The 15,342-nt window shown below is 63.0% G+C and carries 14 protein-coding genes; 6 read left to right on the forward strand and 8 right to left on the reverse strand.

Annotation, left to right across the window (positions count from 1 at the left end):
- The first annotated feature begins 45 nt into the window (after positions 1 to 45).
- Both NKJ37_RS17890 and NKJ37_RS17895 read left to right on the forward strand, forming a co-directional pair.
- Positions 46 to 942, forward strand: coding sequence for a UTP--glucose-1-phosphate uridylyltransferase (locus tag NKJ37_RS17890; protein WP_013528099.1), 897 nt, complete (start codon positions 46 to 48; stop codon positions 940 to 942).
- A gap of 225 nt (positions 943 to 1,167) precedes the next feature.
- The gene (locus NKJ37_RS17895) at positions 1,168 to 3,555 is read left to right on the forward strand and encodes a polysaccharide biosynthesis tyrosine autokinase (protein ID WP_352439750.1); all 2,388 of its coding nucleotides are present in this window, start codon (positions 1,168 to 1,170) and stop codon (positions 3,553 to 3,555) included.
- Between the two features lie 74 nt (positions 3,556 to 3,629).
- Here the strand turns inward: NKJ37_RS17895 and NKJ37_RS17900 are convergent, their stop codons facing one another.
- The 3 genes from NKJ37_RS17900 to NKJ37_RS17910 all read right to left on the reverse strand — a co-directional run bounded on the left by NKJ37_RS17900 (position 3,630) and on the right by NKJ37_RS17910 (position 7,730).
- Positions 3,630 to 4,388: a metallophosphoesterase family protein gene (locus tag NKJ37_RS17900; RefSeq protein ID WP_023811603.1), complete on the reverse strand. Its 759-nt coding sequence runs from the start codon at positions 4,386 to 4,388 to the stop codon at positions 3,630 to 3,632.
- A 236-nt stretch (positions 4,389 to 4,624) separates the two neighbouring features.
- Entirely contained in the window at positions 4,625 to 5,707 is a 1,083-nt protein-coding gene (locus NKJ37_RS17905; RefSeq protein WP_023811604.1) for an acyltransferase family protein, read from the reverse strand.
- A gap of 115 nt (positions 5,708 to 5,822) precedes the next feature.
- The gene (locus tag NKJ37_RS17910; RefSeq protein ID WP_352439747.1) at positions 5,823 to 7,730 is read right to left on the reverse strand and encodes a propionyl-CoA synthetase; all 1,908 of its coding nucleotides are present in this window, start codon (positions 7,728 to 7,730) and stop codon (positions 5,823 to 5,825) included.
- Positions 7,731 to 7,939: 209 nt separating this feature from the next.
- Between NKJ37_RS17910 and NKJ37_RS17915 the strand changes: the two genes are divergently transcribed.
- The 4 genes from NKJ37_RS17915 to NKJ37_RS17930 all read left to right on the forward strand — a co-directional run bounded on the left by NKJ37_RS17915 (position 7,940) and on the right by NKJ37_RS17930 (position 10,860).
- Positions 7,940 to 8,722 carry a DUF2259 domain-containing protein gene (locus NKJ37_RS17915; protein ID WP_352774509.1) on the forward strand — a complete coding sequence of 261 codons (783 nt, stop codon included), beginning with the start codon at positions 7,940 to 7,942 and terminating at the stop codon, positions 8,720 to 8,722.
- Positions 8,723 to 8,966: 244 nt separating this feature from the next.
- Complete coding sequence (locus NKJ37_RS17920) at positions 8,967 to 9,452, forward strand: PqqD family protein (RefSeq protein WP_245273226.1); 486 nt, start codon at positions 8,967 to 8,969, stop codon at positions 9,450 to 9,452.
- On the forward strand, positions 9,452 to 9,886 hold the full coding sequence (locus NKJ37_RS17925; protein WP_023811607.1) for a lasso peptide biosynthesis B2 protein: 435 nt from the start codon (positions 9,452 to 9,454) through the stop codon (positions 9,884 to 9,886). The genes NKJ37_RS17920 and NKJ37_RS17925 overlap by 1 nt, the downstream gene beginning before the upstream one ends.
- Entirely contained in the window at positions 9,883 to 10,860 is a 978-nt protein-coding gene (locus tag NKJ37_RS17930) for a phosphoenolpyruvate carboxykinase (ATP) (RefSeq protein ID WP_023811608.1), read from the forward strand. Before NKJ37_RS17925 ends, NKJ37_RS17930 begins: the two co-directional genes overlap by 4 nt.
- 7 nt (positions 10,861 to 10,867) lie before the next feature.
- Here the strand turns inward: NKJ37_RS17930 and NKJ37_RS17935 are convergent, their stop codons facing one another.
- The 5 genes from NKJ37_RS17935 to NKJ37_RS17955 all read right to left on the reverse strand — a co-directional run bounded on the left by NKJ37_RS17935 (position 10,868) and on the right by NKJ37_RS17955 (position 15,333).
- A complete protein-coding gene (locus tag NKJ37_RS17935) occupies positions 10,868 to 11,887 on the reverse strand; it encodes a nucleotidyltransferase family protein (RefSeq protein WP_023811609.1) in 1,020 nt (339 codons plus the stop codon).
- Between the two features lie 63 nt (positions 11,888 to 11,950).
- The gene (gene dhaK, locus NKJ37_RS17940) at positions 11,951 to 12,937 is read right to left on the reverse strand and encodes a dihydroxyacetone kinase subunit DhaK (protein WP_128302873.1); all 987 of its coding nucleotides are present in this window, start codon (positions 12,935 to 12,937) and stop codon (positions 11,951 to 11,953) included.
- A gap of 89 nt (positions 12,938 to 13,026) precedes the next feature.
- The gene (locus NKJ37_RS17945; protein WP_128302874.1) at positions 13,027 to 13,449 is read right to left on the reverse strand and encodes a hypothetical protein; all 423 of its coding nucleotides are present in this window, start codon (positions 13,447 to 13,449) and stop codon (positions 13,027 to 13,029) included.
- Between the two features lie 11 nt (positions 13,450 to 13,460).
- On the reverse strand, positions 13,461 to 15,047 hold the full coding sequence (gene ptsP, locus NKJ37_RS17950) for a phosphoenolpyruvate--protein phosphotransferase (protein ID WP_128302875.1): 1,587 nt from the start codon (positions 15,045 to 15,047) through the stop codon (positions 13,461 to 13,463).
- Positions 15,031 to 15,333, reverse strand: a complete 303-nt coding sequence (locus NKJ37_RS17955; protein WP_023811613.1) for an HPr family phosphocarrier protein — start codon at positions 15,331 to 15,333, stop codon at positions 15,031 to 15,033. The genes ptsP and NKJ37_RS17955 overlap by 17 nt, the downstream gene beginning before the upstream one ends.
- Positions 15,334 to 15,342 lie beyond the last annotated feature (9 nt).

Below are 15,342 nucleotides of genomic sequence, written 5' to 3' on the forward strand. Positions count from 1 at the left end.
GGCCTGTGAATGGACTGAAGTCGATCTCCTCAGAAGGAATTTGCGATGAAGAAAATCAGGAAGGCCGTGATACCGGTGGCGGGGCTTGGAACACGGTTCCTGCCGGCGACCAAGTCGATGCCGAAGGAAATGCTTCCCGTGGTCGACAGGCCTGTCGTGCAATATGCGGTGGACGAGGCCTTCGAAGCGGGCATCGAGCACATCGTCTTCGTGACCGGTCGCAACAAGGCGGTGATCGAGGACTATTTCGACCTGCATCCGGAATTGATCGGCACCCTGGAGCAGACCGGCAAGAAGACCCAGCTGGAGGCGCTCGAAAGCATGCTGCCTGTGGCCGGTGCCACCAGCTTCATCCGCCAGCAATCGCCGCAAGGCCTCGGCCATGCCGTCTGGTGCGCGCGCGAGGTTATCGGCAACGAGCCCTTTGCCTTGCTGCTGCCGGACATGGTGTCCTTCGGCGGGCGCGGATGCCTAGCCGAAACCGTCGAGCTTTATGAGCGCACGGGCGGCAACGTGATCGCCGTCGAGCGTTGCGAACCGAGCGAGACCAACAAATACGGCATCGTTGGCCGTGGCGCCGAGATCGGTGGCGGTTTCGAGGTGACGGCCATGGTCGAGAAGCCGGCGCCGGCCAATGCGCCGTCGAACTTCTACATCAACGGCCGCTACATCCTGCAGCCCGAGATTTTCGCTCTTCTGGGCAATCAGCAGCGCGGCGCCGGCAACGAGATCCAGTTGACGGATGCCATGGTTCGTCTGTCGAAGGATCAGCCGTTCTTCGCCCAGCCTTTCCTCGGCCGCATGTTCGACTGTGGTTCCAAGGAAGGGTTCATCCAGGCCAACATCGCCTTCGCGCTGGCGCGCGATGACATGAAGGGTCCGGTTTTCGAGATGCTTCAGGAGTTCGTCCGGTCGCATGAACGCCAGGAAGAAGCCGCATAATGCCCATCTTTCGGGAGCATGGTCCGATGGCTGGCGAAGAGGGGCCGGCAGGTTCTCGCCGTCTGGCACGACGCTTGCTTCGCTTCTGGCGATGCTCCCGATCTTCGAGGCGCCTGCAAGCCAAGGCATGATCCCGGAAAGTGGGTCCCGGTTTCCGGAAAAGATCATGTTGAAACAGTGAGATAGAGCCCATTGCGACGGACCGGCTCTAGAATTGGACCGAAGATGAATTATGCCAATTTTCCTCTCGACAAGAGGATGCCATTGCCGAATTCGGACGCAGGAGACGGCGAAGACTTCATCGATATCGAGCGGCTGCTTGGCATGGCCGCACGGCAGGCCAAGGTGGTTGCCGTGTGTGCCGTCATCGGTCTCTTCCTGGGCCTGTTCTATTTGCAGACAACGCCGCCCAAATATCAGTCGGTCGCGAGCGTGCTGATCGACGAAGGCTTGAACAAGATTGTCGACGATATCTCGGCGGCGTCGACAACCATGCAGACCGATTCCGCCATCCTGAGCCAGATCGAGATCCTGACCTCGACGCGGCTTGCCGCCGTGGTCGTCGACAAGCTGAAGCTCGACCAGAACGACACGTTCATGAATCCGCCCCAGTCGGCGCTTGCCCAAGGCATAGGCCTCATCCGCAGCGTGATCCAGTATGTCCGCCCCAGCCCTTCCCTTCCGGGTGGCGCCGACTTCAGCAAGCTCGACCCCGCCGCCCGCGATGCGCTGATCGCCACGTCGCGCCGCGACTACGCTATCCTCAAGCTGCAGAACGAGATCCGGGCGGAACGCGTCGGCCGAAGCTACGTCATCGCGCTCGGCTATCAGGCGACGGATCCGGCCTTGGCAAACGCCATCACCAAGGCCTATGCCGATGCCTATCTCGCCGATCAGCTCGATGCGAGCTTCGATGCCACCGAGCGGGCTGCGGTGTGGCTGCAGGGCCGGTTGACGGAGCTGCGCCAGAGTTCGCAGGCAGCTTCGCTCGCGGTTGAGAAATTCAGGGCCGAACATGGGCTGGCCGCCAACAGCGATGGCCAGCTGATGAGCGACAAGCAGCTTTCCGACCTCAACGCCCAGCTTATCGTGGCGCAGGCCGACACCGCACGCGCCAGCGCCCGCTACCAGCAGTACAAGGCCATTGTCGACAGCGGCTCCGAAAACGCCTTCAAAGATGCCGCCATATCGAGCGACCAGCCAAGCAGTTCGGTCATATCGGCGCTCAAGACCCGCTACCTCACAGTGGCCAAGCGGCTGCAGGACGTCGAGGCGAATTTCGGCCCCGAGCACCCGCAGGCGGTGGCTCTCTCCAAGGAGAAGGCCGACATATCGACGCAGATTTTCGGCGAGCTGAAGCAGCTGACCGAAAGCTATCGCAACGAATATGAGGTGGCGCAGGCACGCGAGACCGCGCTCAGGGCCAACGTCGCGGCCGCGCAAGGCAAGAGTTCCGTCGACAACCAGACGCAAGTCAAGCTGCGTGAACTCGATCAGCAGGCGACGGCGCTCACCACGCTCTATCAAACATTCCTGGGTCGTTACGAGGAAGCCGCGCAGCAGCAATCCTTCCCGGTCGGCAAAATCCGCATCATCTCGGACGCCTCGATGCCGTTTGCCGCGTCAAGCCCGCGCACCATCGTCGTGCTCGGACTTTCGCTGGTGCTTGGCCTGCTGATGGGCGCCGGCTTTGGTGGGCTGAACGAGTTCAATGAACGCTTCTTCAGGACCGGCGAGGACGTGCGCGACCGCGTCAACCTGAAATTCCTCGGCTATCTGCCGACGATCGGCGGCAAGCTCGGCAAGGAAGAAAAGCCGGGCGATATCCAGGTGGACGCTAAGACCACTCAATCGCTGTCGGCGGCCGAAAGGCGGGCGCGCATGCGGGTCAGCATCGATTCTCCAGCCTCGATGTTCTCCGAAACGCTGCGCAGCGCCAAGATCGCCTTCGACGTCGTGATGGAAGGGCAAGGCAGCCGCGTCATCGGCATTATCTCGGTGCTTCCCGGCGAGGGCAAGTCGACGGTCGCGGCAAATCTCGCGGGCTTGCTTGCCGCCAATGGCGCCAAGACGCTGCTGATCGACGGCGACTTGCGCAATCCCGGCCTCAGCCGGGGCCTTGGCATGGAAGCCGAGCAGGGTTTGATGGAAGCGGTTGTCAGCGGCCAGACTTGGCAGTCTGTCGGCAAGATCGACAGGCAGACGAAGCTGGCGATCATCCCGGCGGTGCTGCGCGGTCACTTCTCGCATACCAGCGAACTTCTCTCCTCGGCCGGCATGCGGCGCTTCATCGAGAACGCCAAGGAGACGTTCGAATACATCGTCGTCGATCTGCCGCCGCTCGGACCGGTGGTCGACGCCAAGGCCTTCGCCCCCTTGGTCGACGGGTTTGTCCTGGTCACCGAGTGGGGGCGCACGCCTCGCGCGATGGTCAGGTCGATGCTGGAATCCGAACCCTATGTCGCCAACAAGATCGTCGGCGCGGTGCTGAACAAGGTCGATTTGAAGAAACTGGCCAAATACGGATCGTTCGGTGGCTCGGAAAAGTTCTTCGATAAATATTCGAGCTACTATCTGGAAAAGTCGGAAGTGCGCGGCAAGGCGCCGGTCTGACATCGGTCATTGCGCGCGTGGGGCCACTTTGAGGTGTATCGATCTTCAGGTCAGCACACCTGAACATCGATGCGTCAGGAGAAGATCAGCCTGCCTTGCTTGTCGGCGATCCTGACGGCGGTCAGGCGTCCGCTCTGGAAGGCGGCTGTGTCGATGCCGAGCCGGCGCCCTTCGAGCTTCGGGACATCCACCGGCGTATGCCCGTGCACCACCCAGCGGTCGAGCAGGTGTGTTGCCTCGAAGAAGTCCGAACGGATGGTAATTAGGTCGTGGTCGGTTTGCGCCGCAAGGTCGACGCCGGGCCTGATGCCGGCGTGGACAAACACGAACTTCCGCGAACGGACCATGATCGGCAGCCCGCGTAGGAAGCTGACGTGATCCTCTGGAATGATCTCCCTTATGCGCCTGTCGATCTGCGCGCTGCTCCCGTAGAGGCTGGTGAGGCGCGCCGGATCGATGCCGTAGGAAAACAGGGTTTGCAGGCCGCCCGTCGCCAGCCAGGGCTCGCGCGACAAATGTCCGTCGAGATAGTTCAGCATGGCCACTTCGTGGTTGCCCGCAAGACAAATGCGCTGAAACCCTTTCGGCGCCGGCGCCAGAAGGTGATCGAGCACCCGCGCCGACTGGAGCCCCCGGTCGATGTAGTCGCCAAGCATGACGATGATCTTGCGGCTCTGGAAGCGCAGCGAATCGAGCAGGATGTTCTGCTCCAGGGCGCGGAGTTCCTTGTAGCAGCCATGCACGTCGCCGATCGCGTAGACAACGGCATCCTGCATGTCGATATCCAGGCGCGGACGCGCCGCGATGCGGGGTTTTCGCTGGAACAGGGTCACGTGCGGCGTCTCGAGGCGAACTCTCATGCGGAAGGCATAAGCGCCTGATATCTTGACCAAAACGGAGAATTCCGCAATCGTGGAAAATGCAACCACGCCGGGTTGGGACCGCCAATGCATGTCGCCCAAAAATGAGCTCGGTTTTGGAAGAACGGCCTGTGTGGAAACAAAGCCTGAATCCGCTCAGGCGCGACATGCTTTACGTCGGCCGTTGGGCCGGTAATGCCGGATCGTCGTCAGGCTGCCTTGAGCCGATAACGGAAAACGGTGTGGTCGAGCAGCAGCCGGATGCGTGGTTCGGCCTCGATCGCCACCAGCCAGCTTGCCGCGATCATCGTCGCGCCGACGACCGCCATCGAGAACAGATGTGGCAGACCGGCGCGGACCAGGATGCCGAGCAGGGCCGCGCCGACGACATCGTGCAGCAGGTAGAGCGGATAGGTCATCAGGCCGATCCGGCGCCAGCCGCTCCAGGAAAGGTCGAGCCGCAGCGACCATGCCATCAGCGCGATGCCGATGAGGAAGATGAGGATCGGCGGCGCGAACGGCATATCCCGCCCGACCTTCAGGATATGAACGTCGACCGAACTGGCGATCTGCAGCACACCACCGGCCAGGAACAGGGCGCAGAAGGCAAGTCGGGCGCCTGTCACCGCCTTGAAGCGCATCAGCCACAGCATGACGCCGGTGGCGAAGAAAACGCCGTGATGCACCAGAAGCAGGGCGAGCGTGCGTGTTTCGGCAAGATCGGCCCAGCCGAGCGGGTAATACAGGCACCAAAACAGCGTGCTGACCAAGCCGATGGCGACGGCCACAATCTCCATCAGATGGAAGCGGCCAAGGCTGAGTAAGATCCAGACGATAGCATAGAAGGCGATCTCGATGCCCAGCGTCCAGTAGACGCTGTCCACCCAAGGCGCGTACGGAACGAACAGGCCGGTGCGTAGGAGCCTGATAACGGCATCGGTCGGCCAACTGAGGCCGACAAGCAGCAGCACCACCGCCGTGACCGGTGCGCAGATCCAAACCGCCGGCGCCAGCCGTTTCACCCTTGCTTCGAAAAACTGTAGGGGTGTCGACCTTTCGGCGCTGAAGGCGATGACGAAACCGCTGATGACGAAGAAGATCTGGACGCCGACCCAGCCGGATTCGACCCAGGCGCCTATTGCCGGCTGCGGGGGAACGCCGCCCGTCGCGCGCGCCGAAACACCGTCCGGATACGCCCACACCCAGAAGCCATAGTGGTAAACCATGACCATGAGGGCGGCGAGAAAGCGCAGGATGTCGACGCCGCCAAATGTAATCTTCTTTTGAGCCATGCGACCTGTGTCGATGGCCCCCCGCAAGCACTGTAGGGCGCATTGCTGCGTTGCACAATAAAAGATTGCTCGTCGATCCGAAAAGCGGCCTCGACAAGCCAAAGCCTTCAGCCGCTCAAAGGCCGATCCCACGGTCCTTCAGGGCCTTGGTGATCTCCTCGATGATGATCGGATCGTCGATCGTCGCCGGCATGGTCCATTCTTCCTTGTCGGCGATCTTCTGCATGGTGCCGCGCAGGATCTTGCCCGAACGCGTCTTGGGCAGGCGCTTGATCGTCACCACCGTCTTGAAGGCGGCTACCGGGCCGATGCGTTCGCGCACCAGGCCGACCACCTCGTTCTCGATGGAGCCGACATCGCGGGTTACACCTGCGTTCAACACCACGAAGCCCAGCGGAACCTGGCCCTTCATGGCGTCGGCAATGCCGATGACCGCGCATTCGGCGACATCGGGATGGGCCGAAAGCACCTCTTCCATGGCGCCGGTCGAAAGCCGGTGGCCGGCGACATTGATGATGTCGTCGGTGCGGGCCATGACGTAGAGATAGCCGTCGTCGTCGACCATACCGGCATCCGCCGTCTTGTAGAAGCCGGGGAACTCGTCGAGATAGGCTTGGCGGAACCGTGCGTCGGCATGCCACAGCGTCGGCAGGCAGCCGGCCGGCAGCGGCAGTTTGACCACCACATTGCCCAGTGTGCCGCGAGGCACCTGATGGCCAGCATCGTCGAGCACGCGGATGTCGTAGCCGGGCATCGGCACGCCGGGCGAGCCGTATTTCACCGGCAGCAGGCCAAGGCCGGCGGGATTGATCGTCATCGGCGAGCCGGTCTCGGTTTGCCACCAATGGTCGACCACAGGCACGCCTAGCTTCTGCTCCGCCCATTTGATGGTTTCCGGGTCGGCGCGCTCGCCGGCAAGAAACAGCGTGCGGAATTTCGAGAGGTCGTGTTTGGCAATGAACTCGCCCTTCGGGTCCTGCCCCTTGATGGCGCGGAATGCGGTCGGCGCGGTGAACAGCGCGACCACGCCATGCTCCGCTATCACCCGCCAGTAGGTGCCGGCATCGGGCGTGCCGACAGGCTTGCCCTCGAACAGGATGCTGGTGCAGCCATGCAGCAGCGGTCCATAGACGATGTAGGAATGGCCGACCACCCAGCCGACATCGGACGCCGCCCAGAACACCTCGCCCGGCTTGACGCCGAACTCGTTTTCCATCGTCCATTTCAGCGCGACCATGTGGCCGCCATTGTCACGAACGATGCCCTTGGGCTGGCCGGTCGTGCCCGATGTGTAGATGATGTAGAGCGGATCGGTGGCCAGCACCGGCACGCAATCGACATTGGCGCCCGCTGCCCGTTCGCGGGCGACCGCATCGGCATAGTCGATGTCGAAATGCTCCTTCATCTCGCAGCGCAACTGGTCGCGCTGCAGGATCAGGCAGGCGTCCGGCTTATGGCGGGAGATCTCTATCGCCTTGTCGAGCAACGGCTTGTAGGCAACGACGCGGCCCGGCTCCAGGCCGCAGGATGCCGAAATGATCAGCTTCGGCCTGGCATCGTCGATGCGGGTGGCAAGCTCATGCGAGGCAAAGCCGCCGAAGACCACCGAATGCACCGCGCCGATGCGGGCGCAGGCGAGCATGGCGATGGCCGCCTCGGCCACCATCGGCATGTAGATGATGACGCGGTCGCCCTTGCCGATGCCGCGATTCTTCAGCACAGAGGTGAGTGCAACCACCTCGCGCTTCAGCTCGGCATAGGTGAACTTCCTGACCATTCCTGTGATGGCGCTGTCATGGATCAGCGCGATCTGATCGGCGCGCCCGCCCGCGACATGGCGGTCGATGGCGTTGTAGCAGGTGTTGCAGGTGGCGCCGGTGAACCAGCGGCCATAGACGCCGGCCGCGGCGTCGAACACCTTGTCCCAGGGCGAATACCAGTCGATGCCGCTAGCCGCGTCCGCCCAGAAGCGCTCCGGGTCGCGCTTCCAGCCTTCATAGACCTCGTGATAGCGTGAAGCCATCCGTACCTCCCCGGGAAATGTTTTCTTCCTTCCAGATAGCGCGCTCTAACCTTGGCCGCAAATCCACGCCATTGTGGCGACGGCATCGACCTGGCGCTTGGGGGCAAGCAGCTATGAATTGCGAGACAGGATTGGGGTTGGTGATGTTTGCTGCTGTGCGGTTCATCGGGCGCTTTGCGCAATCATCGGTCACGGGCGCCCTACTTGCTATGTCCACCGGAACCGCTGAAGCCGGCGATGCCGCGGCACGGCACATCATCGGCTTTTCGCCGGATGGCGCTTATTTCGCCTTCGAGCAATATGGAACGCTCGACGCCGGTGTCTCGGACTCCGGCTGGTCGCAGATCGATATCATCGATACCCGTACGGATCAGGTGGTTGGCGGCAAGCCGATCCTCGTCGTCGACGAGACGGAGGAAGCGACACTGACCCTGGAGCAGGCGGGGGCGCAGGCCGCCGCTCAGGCAGCGCCCGTTCTCGCCCAATATGCGATCACATCTGTGGCCGAGCAGGCCGCTTCCGACAAGTTTACCTTCCCGGGCGAAATGGTTGCCTACAACGACATCTCCCGCCTCGAACAGGTGTCGCGGAAATGGCTGGCGCCGCTCCATGGCGAAACAGGCATTTCGACCATCCAGCTCGACGAAATCCTGGCGGCCAGCGCGACCGATTGTTCGGCGAGTTTCGATGCGACGCAGCAAGGCGACCAGGCACTTCAAGGGGAAAAGCCACTTCAAGGTGAGAAGGCAGGCAAGGCGCTCGGCTTCCGGCTGACGCTCCAAGGCCAGGATGGCAAGCCGATCAAGATCCTGCACGAGGACAAGACCGTGCCGGGCTCAAGAAACTGCCCGACCTCCTACAGCCTGTCGGAATCCTACCAATTCACCCCGGCCGGCAAGCCGGCGGTGATCGTCGTGCTGGTCCAGCGTTTCAGCCAGGGTTTCGAGGGGCGCGATCGTCGCTTCCTCGCGGTGACCGGGCAGCCACGCTGAGAGGTTGCGCCCAGGCGCCGGCAGCCGCTGTGTCTGAAGGTTGTTTCTAGATCGGCAGGGCCACAAGCATGAAGCCAATGCCGCCAGCGATCAAAATGGCTGTAGCCAGCGCTTTTCTGTGACGTTCGAAGCTCGTCGGAGCTCGCTCCCAATTGTAACGCATACGCTATCTCCCCAATACCCGGACAGGTTTTATCTTACTTAGGGGAAGAAATGCAACGTCCGCTGCCGGCCGGCCCGCTGCTTGTCACATTTCACCGATGACTATTTCTGGGACGAATGCGGCCGGGAAGACGCAACCGAGCAGGTTCTAACGCGACTGGGGCGGAGAATCTGTCAGCAAAGCCGTTGGTCCGGTGCACTGGGCTCCCATGATCGGCTGATAGACAGCGCTCCACCTCCGCGCTATCTGATTTCCGGGATGAGCGTGGCTTGGAGGGGCGTGGTGGAAATAGTCTCTGGAACCGTTCTGCGGCTAGCCGAGGATGCCTCCGTGCAGCATGTGGGCGATGGCGCAGTCGTGCTTTTGGCGCGCAGCGGCCAGCTTTATACATGCAACGGCACGACCGAAGCCTTTCTCGACAAGGTGGACGGCGCGCGCAACCTCGACCAGATCGTCGACCTGCTTTGCGAGGAGTTCGAGGTTGACAAGGGGACGCTCGATCAGGACATGGCGGCACTGGCCACGGATCTGATCTCTGAAGGTATCCTCGCCGCGCCAGGTGCTTGATGGCTGACGGCCCGCTCCTGCGCGCTCTGTTTCGCTGCCATCTCTGGGCAAGCGCGCGGCTGATGCCGGTCCTTGTCACCAACCGGAGCTTCGAGGAGGTGCTCAAATGGGCGCCGCTCGCCTCGTCGACGCCCTATCGCGGTCTGCCGTCCGCCTACATCGTCGCGAGTGTCAACCGCGCCGTCCGCCATCCCTGGCTGATGCGTGACCGCAGGTGCCTGAGGGAGGGTCTGCTAGGTCATCGTTTCCTGCGCCTAGCCGGTTTCGATCCGGACCTGCGCTTCGGCGTCGATCCGCAGTCGATGCAAGCGCAGCGCCTGGCAGCGCATTGCTGGGTCTGCCTCGATGGCAGGCCGGTGGTCAGCGACAAGCTTCCCGGCATGGTCGAAATCTATCGTCATCATGCCGATGCCGTAAAGGCGCGCCCCGCTTGACCAGACCTTCAGCCTGCTATGGCCTCAACGGCCTGATCCTTGGCATATCGGCCGAGCGCCCCGAGCTGTGGCAGGATTTCGACCGGATGCTGGGCAGCCTGCGTATCGCGGAACCCGTCGAGCCGGACTTTCGTCTCGAGATCGCCGAGACAGTCACCTTGGACGAGGCACCCAACGGATCCCTCGTCTTCGATGGCGAGGTGCCGGAGGATGGTCACTGCCGGATGATCGAGGATGGTGGTATCATCCATCTGGTCTTTCCCGAGCGTCAGACCGTTGCCATCAATGGCGTGGCGGGCTGGGCCGAACTCCGGATCCGCCCTGGCGCGAAAGCCGCGTGGACACCGGCAATGCTGGTGCTCGACGCCGCGCTCGACGCCGGTGGCCAGCATATGCTGCACACTGCCGGCTTGACGTTGCCGGACAGCGATGCGGTGGTGCTGATCCATGCTCCGAGCGGCACCGGCAAGACCACGACGTCGCTCGCGCTGGCAACACAGGGCTTTGGCCTCTGCTCCGACGACGCCATGATCCTGAATGTCGCTTCTGGCAAGGTCGTCGCCTGGGGCTTGCCGCGCGCCGTAAAAATCCACCAGAAGACTGCCGAAATGATCCCGCAGGTGGCGCGATGCCTTGGCCAGACGTGGGATCGCAACAGCGAACAGCCCGTCCCGCTTGAAAGGCTGAGTGGGATCGTTCGGGTCGAAAACGCGACCGCCCGGCCGGTGGCGGCCCTCCTGCACCTGGCGCGTTCCGCCGACAGCCAGACCCGGCTCGTCGCCATGGCCGGGACCGACGCAATGGTGGCGCTGGCAGTGGACAATGTCCGCACGGGCATGACCGGGCTGCTGCCCATGCAGAAGCGCCGGCTGGCGACCATCGGCGGGCTGGTCAATGCGGTGCCGACCTTCCGGCTGGAGGTGGGCGCGCGCCCGGCTGACGCTGCGGCGCTGATCAGCGCCACCCTGGATTGACGTCAAGTCAGGCTACTTGCGGCCTGGCCTTGGCCAATCTCTGGATCCACCGGAAGGCGTCGCGGCGCAGGCGCGAGCCCAGTCTGTCCCTGGAATTGACGCCGAGCAGCGTATTCGTGGTGATCAACCGCTTGGCCAGCCGTATCGAGAGATCGGGCTTGATCCGGGCGGCGAGTTCAAGCGCTCGGCTCTCCTTGAACAATTGGCCCGTCACATCGAGCACAACAGCCAGTTCGAGTTCGATGCCGGTCATGCGGGCAGCATCGAACAGGCATGTTTCCGCTTCCGGCGACTGCAGCGCCCGCACCCCTTGCAGCACGTCGACGCAAAGCTGCAGCCGGTGGAATTTGTGGCCGCCGGCGGCGTGAACGATGGCGATCGTCAGAAGAGCCGCCGGCGTGTCGGTCGCGTCGCCGTCAATGGCGCGCAATTCTGGGAAACCCAGCGACAGGCGCCGCCGCATGCCGGTGTCATGCACGAGGTCGCCATGCAGTTCGACCAGCAGGCTGGAATTCTCCTTTTCGAGCCATTTGAATTCCTGCAATTCGTAGGATTCGGCCTCGTTGCTGCCAAGCTCGAAGCCGCATGCCGCGATCACCCGGTTTGCCCTGGCCAGATTGGCGGGTTCGACGAGGATGTCGATATCGGTGAACGGCCTGTCGGCGACGTTGCGGTAGAGCTTTCGCGCGAAGGCCGGCCCCTTGACGATCCGCGCCGGAATATTGTCCGCCGCCAGTCCCTTCATGATGCGGTCGCCATGATACTTCAACAGCATCGACTGGCCGGTGGCGATCGTCGCTTTCTGGCGCAGGTCCTCCAGTTTGTCTCCCAACTCCTGATCCGATGGCAGTTGCGCGTCGCCGCTGAGCTTGCGCAGCATGATCGGCAGGACGCCATGGAATTCGGCGTTGTCGAGCAGCGACATCAGCGTCTTTGCCGACAAATTATCGACGTCGACAGTCGGCGCTTCCGGATCTGCGTAGCGCAGCAGCAGCTTTTCTTCGGCAGGGGTAAGCGGTGGCAGCATCAACCCGGACAATGTTGCGATTGAAGGGAAAGATGTTGCAGAAAAGCAGGGTGGAAGCCAGCTTTACATACCCCAGCGCAGCGCTGCCGTGTGTACCGGCGCATCCCAAAATCCGGTCGTCTCGTCGTCGAGCATGGTCAGCGTGATCGAGCAGCCGGCCATGTCGAGCGAAGTGACGTAGCAGCCGACCAGCGAACGGGCCACCGTCACGCCACGCTTCTCGAAGATCAGCCGTGCGCTGTTGTACATCAGATAGAGTTCCATCAGCGGCGTGCCGCCGAAGCCGTTGACGAACAGCAGCGCCGGGCCTTTCGCCTTGTCGCCGAGATCGCCCAGGATCGCGGCACAAATCTCCTGCGCGATCGCATCGGCGCTTTTCAACGTGTCGCGCCGGCGACCGGGCTCGCCATGGATGCCGACGCCGAATTCCATCTCGCCGTCGCCGATGCCGAAAGTCGGCTTGCCCGCCGCCGGCACCGTGCAACTGGTCAGCGCCACGCCCATCGAGCGGGTTGCCGTGTTGACGCGGTCGCCCAGCGCCTTCAACGGCGCCAGCGCCAGGCCATGTTCGGCCGCCGCGCCGACGATCTTTTCCACCACCAGCGTGCCGGCGACGCCACGCCGGCCCGTCGTATAAGAAGAATTCTCGACGGCGACATCGTCATTGGTCACGATCTGCTGGACGCCTTCCGACATCTCGGCCGCCATGTCGAAGTTCATCACGTCGCCCTCATAGTTCTTGACGATGAACAGGCAGCCGGCGCCGGTGTCGACGGCTTGCGCCGCCGCCAGCATCTGGTCCGGTGTCGGCGAGGTGAACACCTGGCCGGGGCAGGCGGCGTCCAGCATGCCGTGACCGACAAAGCCGCCATGCAGCGGCTCGTGGCCGGAGCCGCCGCCCGAGATCAGCGCCACCTTGCCCGGCCGCAAGGTCTTGCGCCGGATGAATTTGTGCGCGTCGCCAAGCACCAGGATGTCGGCATGGGCGGCCACGAATCCGTCGAGGCTCTCGGTCAGCACCGTGTCCACCGAGTTCATGAACTTCTTCACGATCGTCTCCTCCGGAAATAGGCCTTCCAAACAATTCCAGGAAAAGTGTGTCGCGTTTTTTCCGGAATTGCGTAAAACAAAGCGTTCGATCAGCTACCCTTGCCAGTGATGCTGGTGATCTTCTGGATGAAGTCGTTTACCGCTTTGTCGAGCGCGGCGTTCTGCTTGTCGTCGCCGAAATCCGGCACGATCAGCGAGACATGCCGCGTCTTGCGCATGCCTGATGCGATCGACATTTTTCCCGGATGCGCCTGATGGTAGGCGGCGAGAAACTGGTCACGCTCGGCCGGGCTGAAATGGCACACCGAAAATATAGCCGGCAAATGTTTTGACGGAATCGGGATCGAATAGGCCGGGCTGGAAATCTGCGTGACGAAGCTGCGGTGCTTGCCGAGCGCATCGGCAAGGCGCTGGCGCATGCCGGATGGGCGCTGGTCGATGACGTGCGACAGGATCGTCTTGTAGGCGCGGATCGCCTCCTCGGAGCCAGGTTCGGGTTTGATGTCGACCATGCCAGCCGCGCCTAGACAGAAACGTCCGCGATGGCTGCCTTGGCCATGGCGAGTTGCGCCGGAGCGACGGAAAGATCGCGCAGGCCGGCCTCGAGCAGTGACGGTATCGAGGCGGGATCGCCGCCGGCATCGCCGCACAGGCTGACCGGTATTTTTTCTCGTTCGCCAAACGCGGTCACGGCAGCGATCAGCCGCAGCACGGCTGGATGACGGACCGAATTGAGATGCGCCACGGCAGCGTTATCGCGGGCAGCCGCCATGACATACTGGGTGAGGTCATTGGAGCCGATCGAGAAGAAGGCGGCATCAGTAAAGGCTTCCGGCACGATCGCCACCGAAGGCACCTCGACCATGATGCCAAGCGGCGGCATCTTGTGCGCGATGCCGCGCGTGGCAAGCACCGCCTGCTCCTCGGCGAACATCGCCGCTGCCTGCCTGTATTCCTCAACAATGGCGATCATCGGGAACATCACTTTCAGACTGCCATGCACGGCGGCGCGCAGCAGCGCACGGATCTGTACACGAAACACCTCCGGTCTTGCCAGCGACAGCCTGATTCCGCGTTGGCCGAGGAACGGATTGCTCTCGTCGACCGTGAAGCCTGGCACCGGCTTGTCGCCGCCGGCATCGACGGTGCGGATCGTCACCGGCTTGTCGCCGGCCCACTCCAGCACCTTGCGGTAGGCGCGATACTGCGTCTCCTCATCCGGCAGCGACTTGCCGAACAGGAATTCGGTGCGCATCAGGCCGACACCGTCGCAGGTGGCGATGTCGATGCCGTCGACTTCGGACGGGTCGGCGATGTTGACCTGCACGCGTACCGGCGTGCCGGTCCTGGTCGCCGCCGGCCGCGCCAGGAAAGTCCCGGCTTGGTCGCGGCGCACCGTGAACGACGAAGACAATTGGCGGAAGGCGTCGATTTCAGCCTTGGACGGCAACAGCACGATGCCGCCATGTTCGGCATCGAGCAGTGCAATGCCGGCAAAGTGAGCCGGCAAAGCACCAAGCCCGACTATCATGGGCACGCCGCGCGAGCGCGCCAGCATGGCGACGTGGCTGGCTGTGCTGCCCGCCTTCAGCGCGATGCCGCCGCCGCTGCTCCAGTCGGATTCGAGAAAGCGCGTCGGCGCGATGTCCTCGCCGCAGAGAATGGCGCCGGCTGGAACCTGGACGTCACCAGCCTCGGTCAGTGCCCGCAGCACCTGATCCCTGATGTCGCGTATGTCGGCGGCACGTGCGCGAAAGTAATCCTGGTCGGAAGCATCGTAGCCGGCGATTTCGGCGTCGAGCGCCTGCCGCCATGCCTGATCGGCCGGCTGGCCGGCGTGGATAGCGGCAAAGGCCGGGCTGCTCAGCGCATCATCTTCCAGCATGGCGATCTGGAACTCGAGGATGTCGGCGGCGTCGCCTTCAGCCGCGTCTATCAATGCGGTGAGGCGGCCCGCCGCGATGGCGATTGCGGTTTCGAGCGCCGCCTTCTCGTCGTCGGCCGTTTCTTTGCCGACATAGGAGCCGACAGTCTGGTCGAGATCGAACAGCGGCCCTTCGGCATAGCCGGCCGAGGCCGAAATGCCTTGCAGCCTAAGCGGTTCGGACATGGTCCGTGCCTTCGTCGAAATCGCGGCGCACCAGCTCGACCAGCGCATCGACGGCATCATCGGCGCCGTCGCCGCTGGCCCTGATATGCAGCAGCGTGCCTTTCGGCGCCTTGGCCGCCATCACCTTGACGATGCTCTTGGCGTCGAACCATGGCCCGTTGGCGGCCAGCGCTATTTCCACCTCGGCGGCGAAAGTCTTGGCCAGCTTGGTGAACTTCACCGAAGGACGCGCGTGCAGGCCCACCTCGTGGGTGACGACAACGGTCGCTTCGGCGGATGCGGACATGTCTTCAAG

Origin of the sequence: Mesorhizobium sp. M0140, from assembly GCF_040322475.1 — a bacterium.
Taxonomy (GTDB): Bacteria; Pseudomonadota; Alphaproteobacteria; order Rhizobiales; family Rhizobiaceae; genus Mesorhizobium.

What these genes read in the sequence shown, in the direction of transcription:
- NKJ37_RS17935 (WP_023811609.1), bottom strand. Translation starts at nt 11,887, where the DNA reads ATGCTGCCACCGCTTACCCCTGCCGAAGAAAAGCTGCTGCTGCGCTAC.
- NKJ37_RS17925 (WP_023811607.1), top strand. Translation starts at nt 9,452, where the DNA reads ATGGCTGACGGCCCGCTCCTGCGCGCTCTGTTTCGCTGCCATCTCTGG.
- NKJ37_RS17955 (WP_023811613.1), bottom strand. Translation starts at nt 15,333, where the DNA reads ATGTCCGCATCCGCCGAAGCGACCGTTGTCGTCACCCACGAGGTGGGC.
- NKJ37_RS17915 (WP_352774509.1), top strand. Translation starts at nt 7,940, where the DNA reads ATGTCCACCGGAACCGCTGAAGCCGGCGATGCCGCGGCACGGCACATC.
- NKJ37_RS17890 (WP_013528099.1), top strand. Translation starts at nt 46, where the DNA reads ATGAAGAAAATCAGGAAGGCCGTGATACCGGTGGCGGGGCTTGGAACA.
- NKJ37_RS17945 (WP_128302874.1), bottom strand. Translation starts at nt 13,449, where the DNA reads ATGGTCGACATCAAACCCGAACCTGGCTCCGAGGAGGCGATCCGCGCC.
- ptsP (WP_128302875.1), bottom strand. Translation starts at nt 15,047, where the DNA reads ATGTCCGAACCGCTTAGGCTGCAAGGCATTTCGGCCTCGGCCGGCTAT.
- NKJ37_RS17895 (WP_352439750.1), top strand. Translation starts at nt 1,168, where the DNA reads ATGAATTATGCCAATTTTCCTCTCGACAAGAGGATGCCATTGCCGAAT.
- NKJ37_RS17905 (WP_023811604.1), bottom strand. Translation starts at nt 5,707, where the DNA reads ATGGCTCAAAAGAAGATTACATTTGGCGGCGTCGACATCCTGCGCTTT.
- NKJ37_RS17910 (WP_352439747.1), bottom strand. Translation starts at nt 7,730, where the DNA reads ATGGCTTCACGCTATCACGAGGTCTATGAAGGCTGGAAGCGCGACCCG.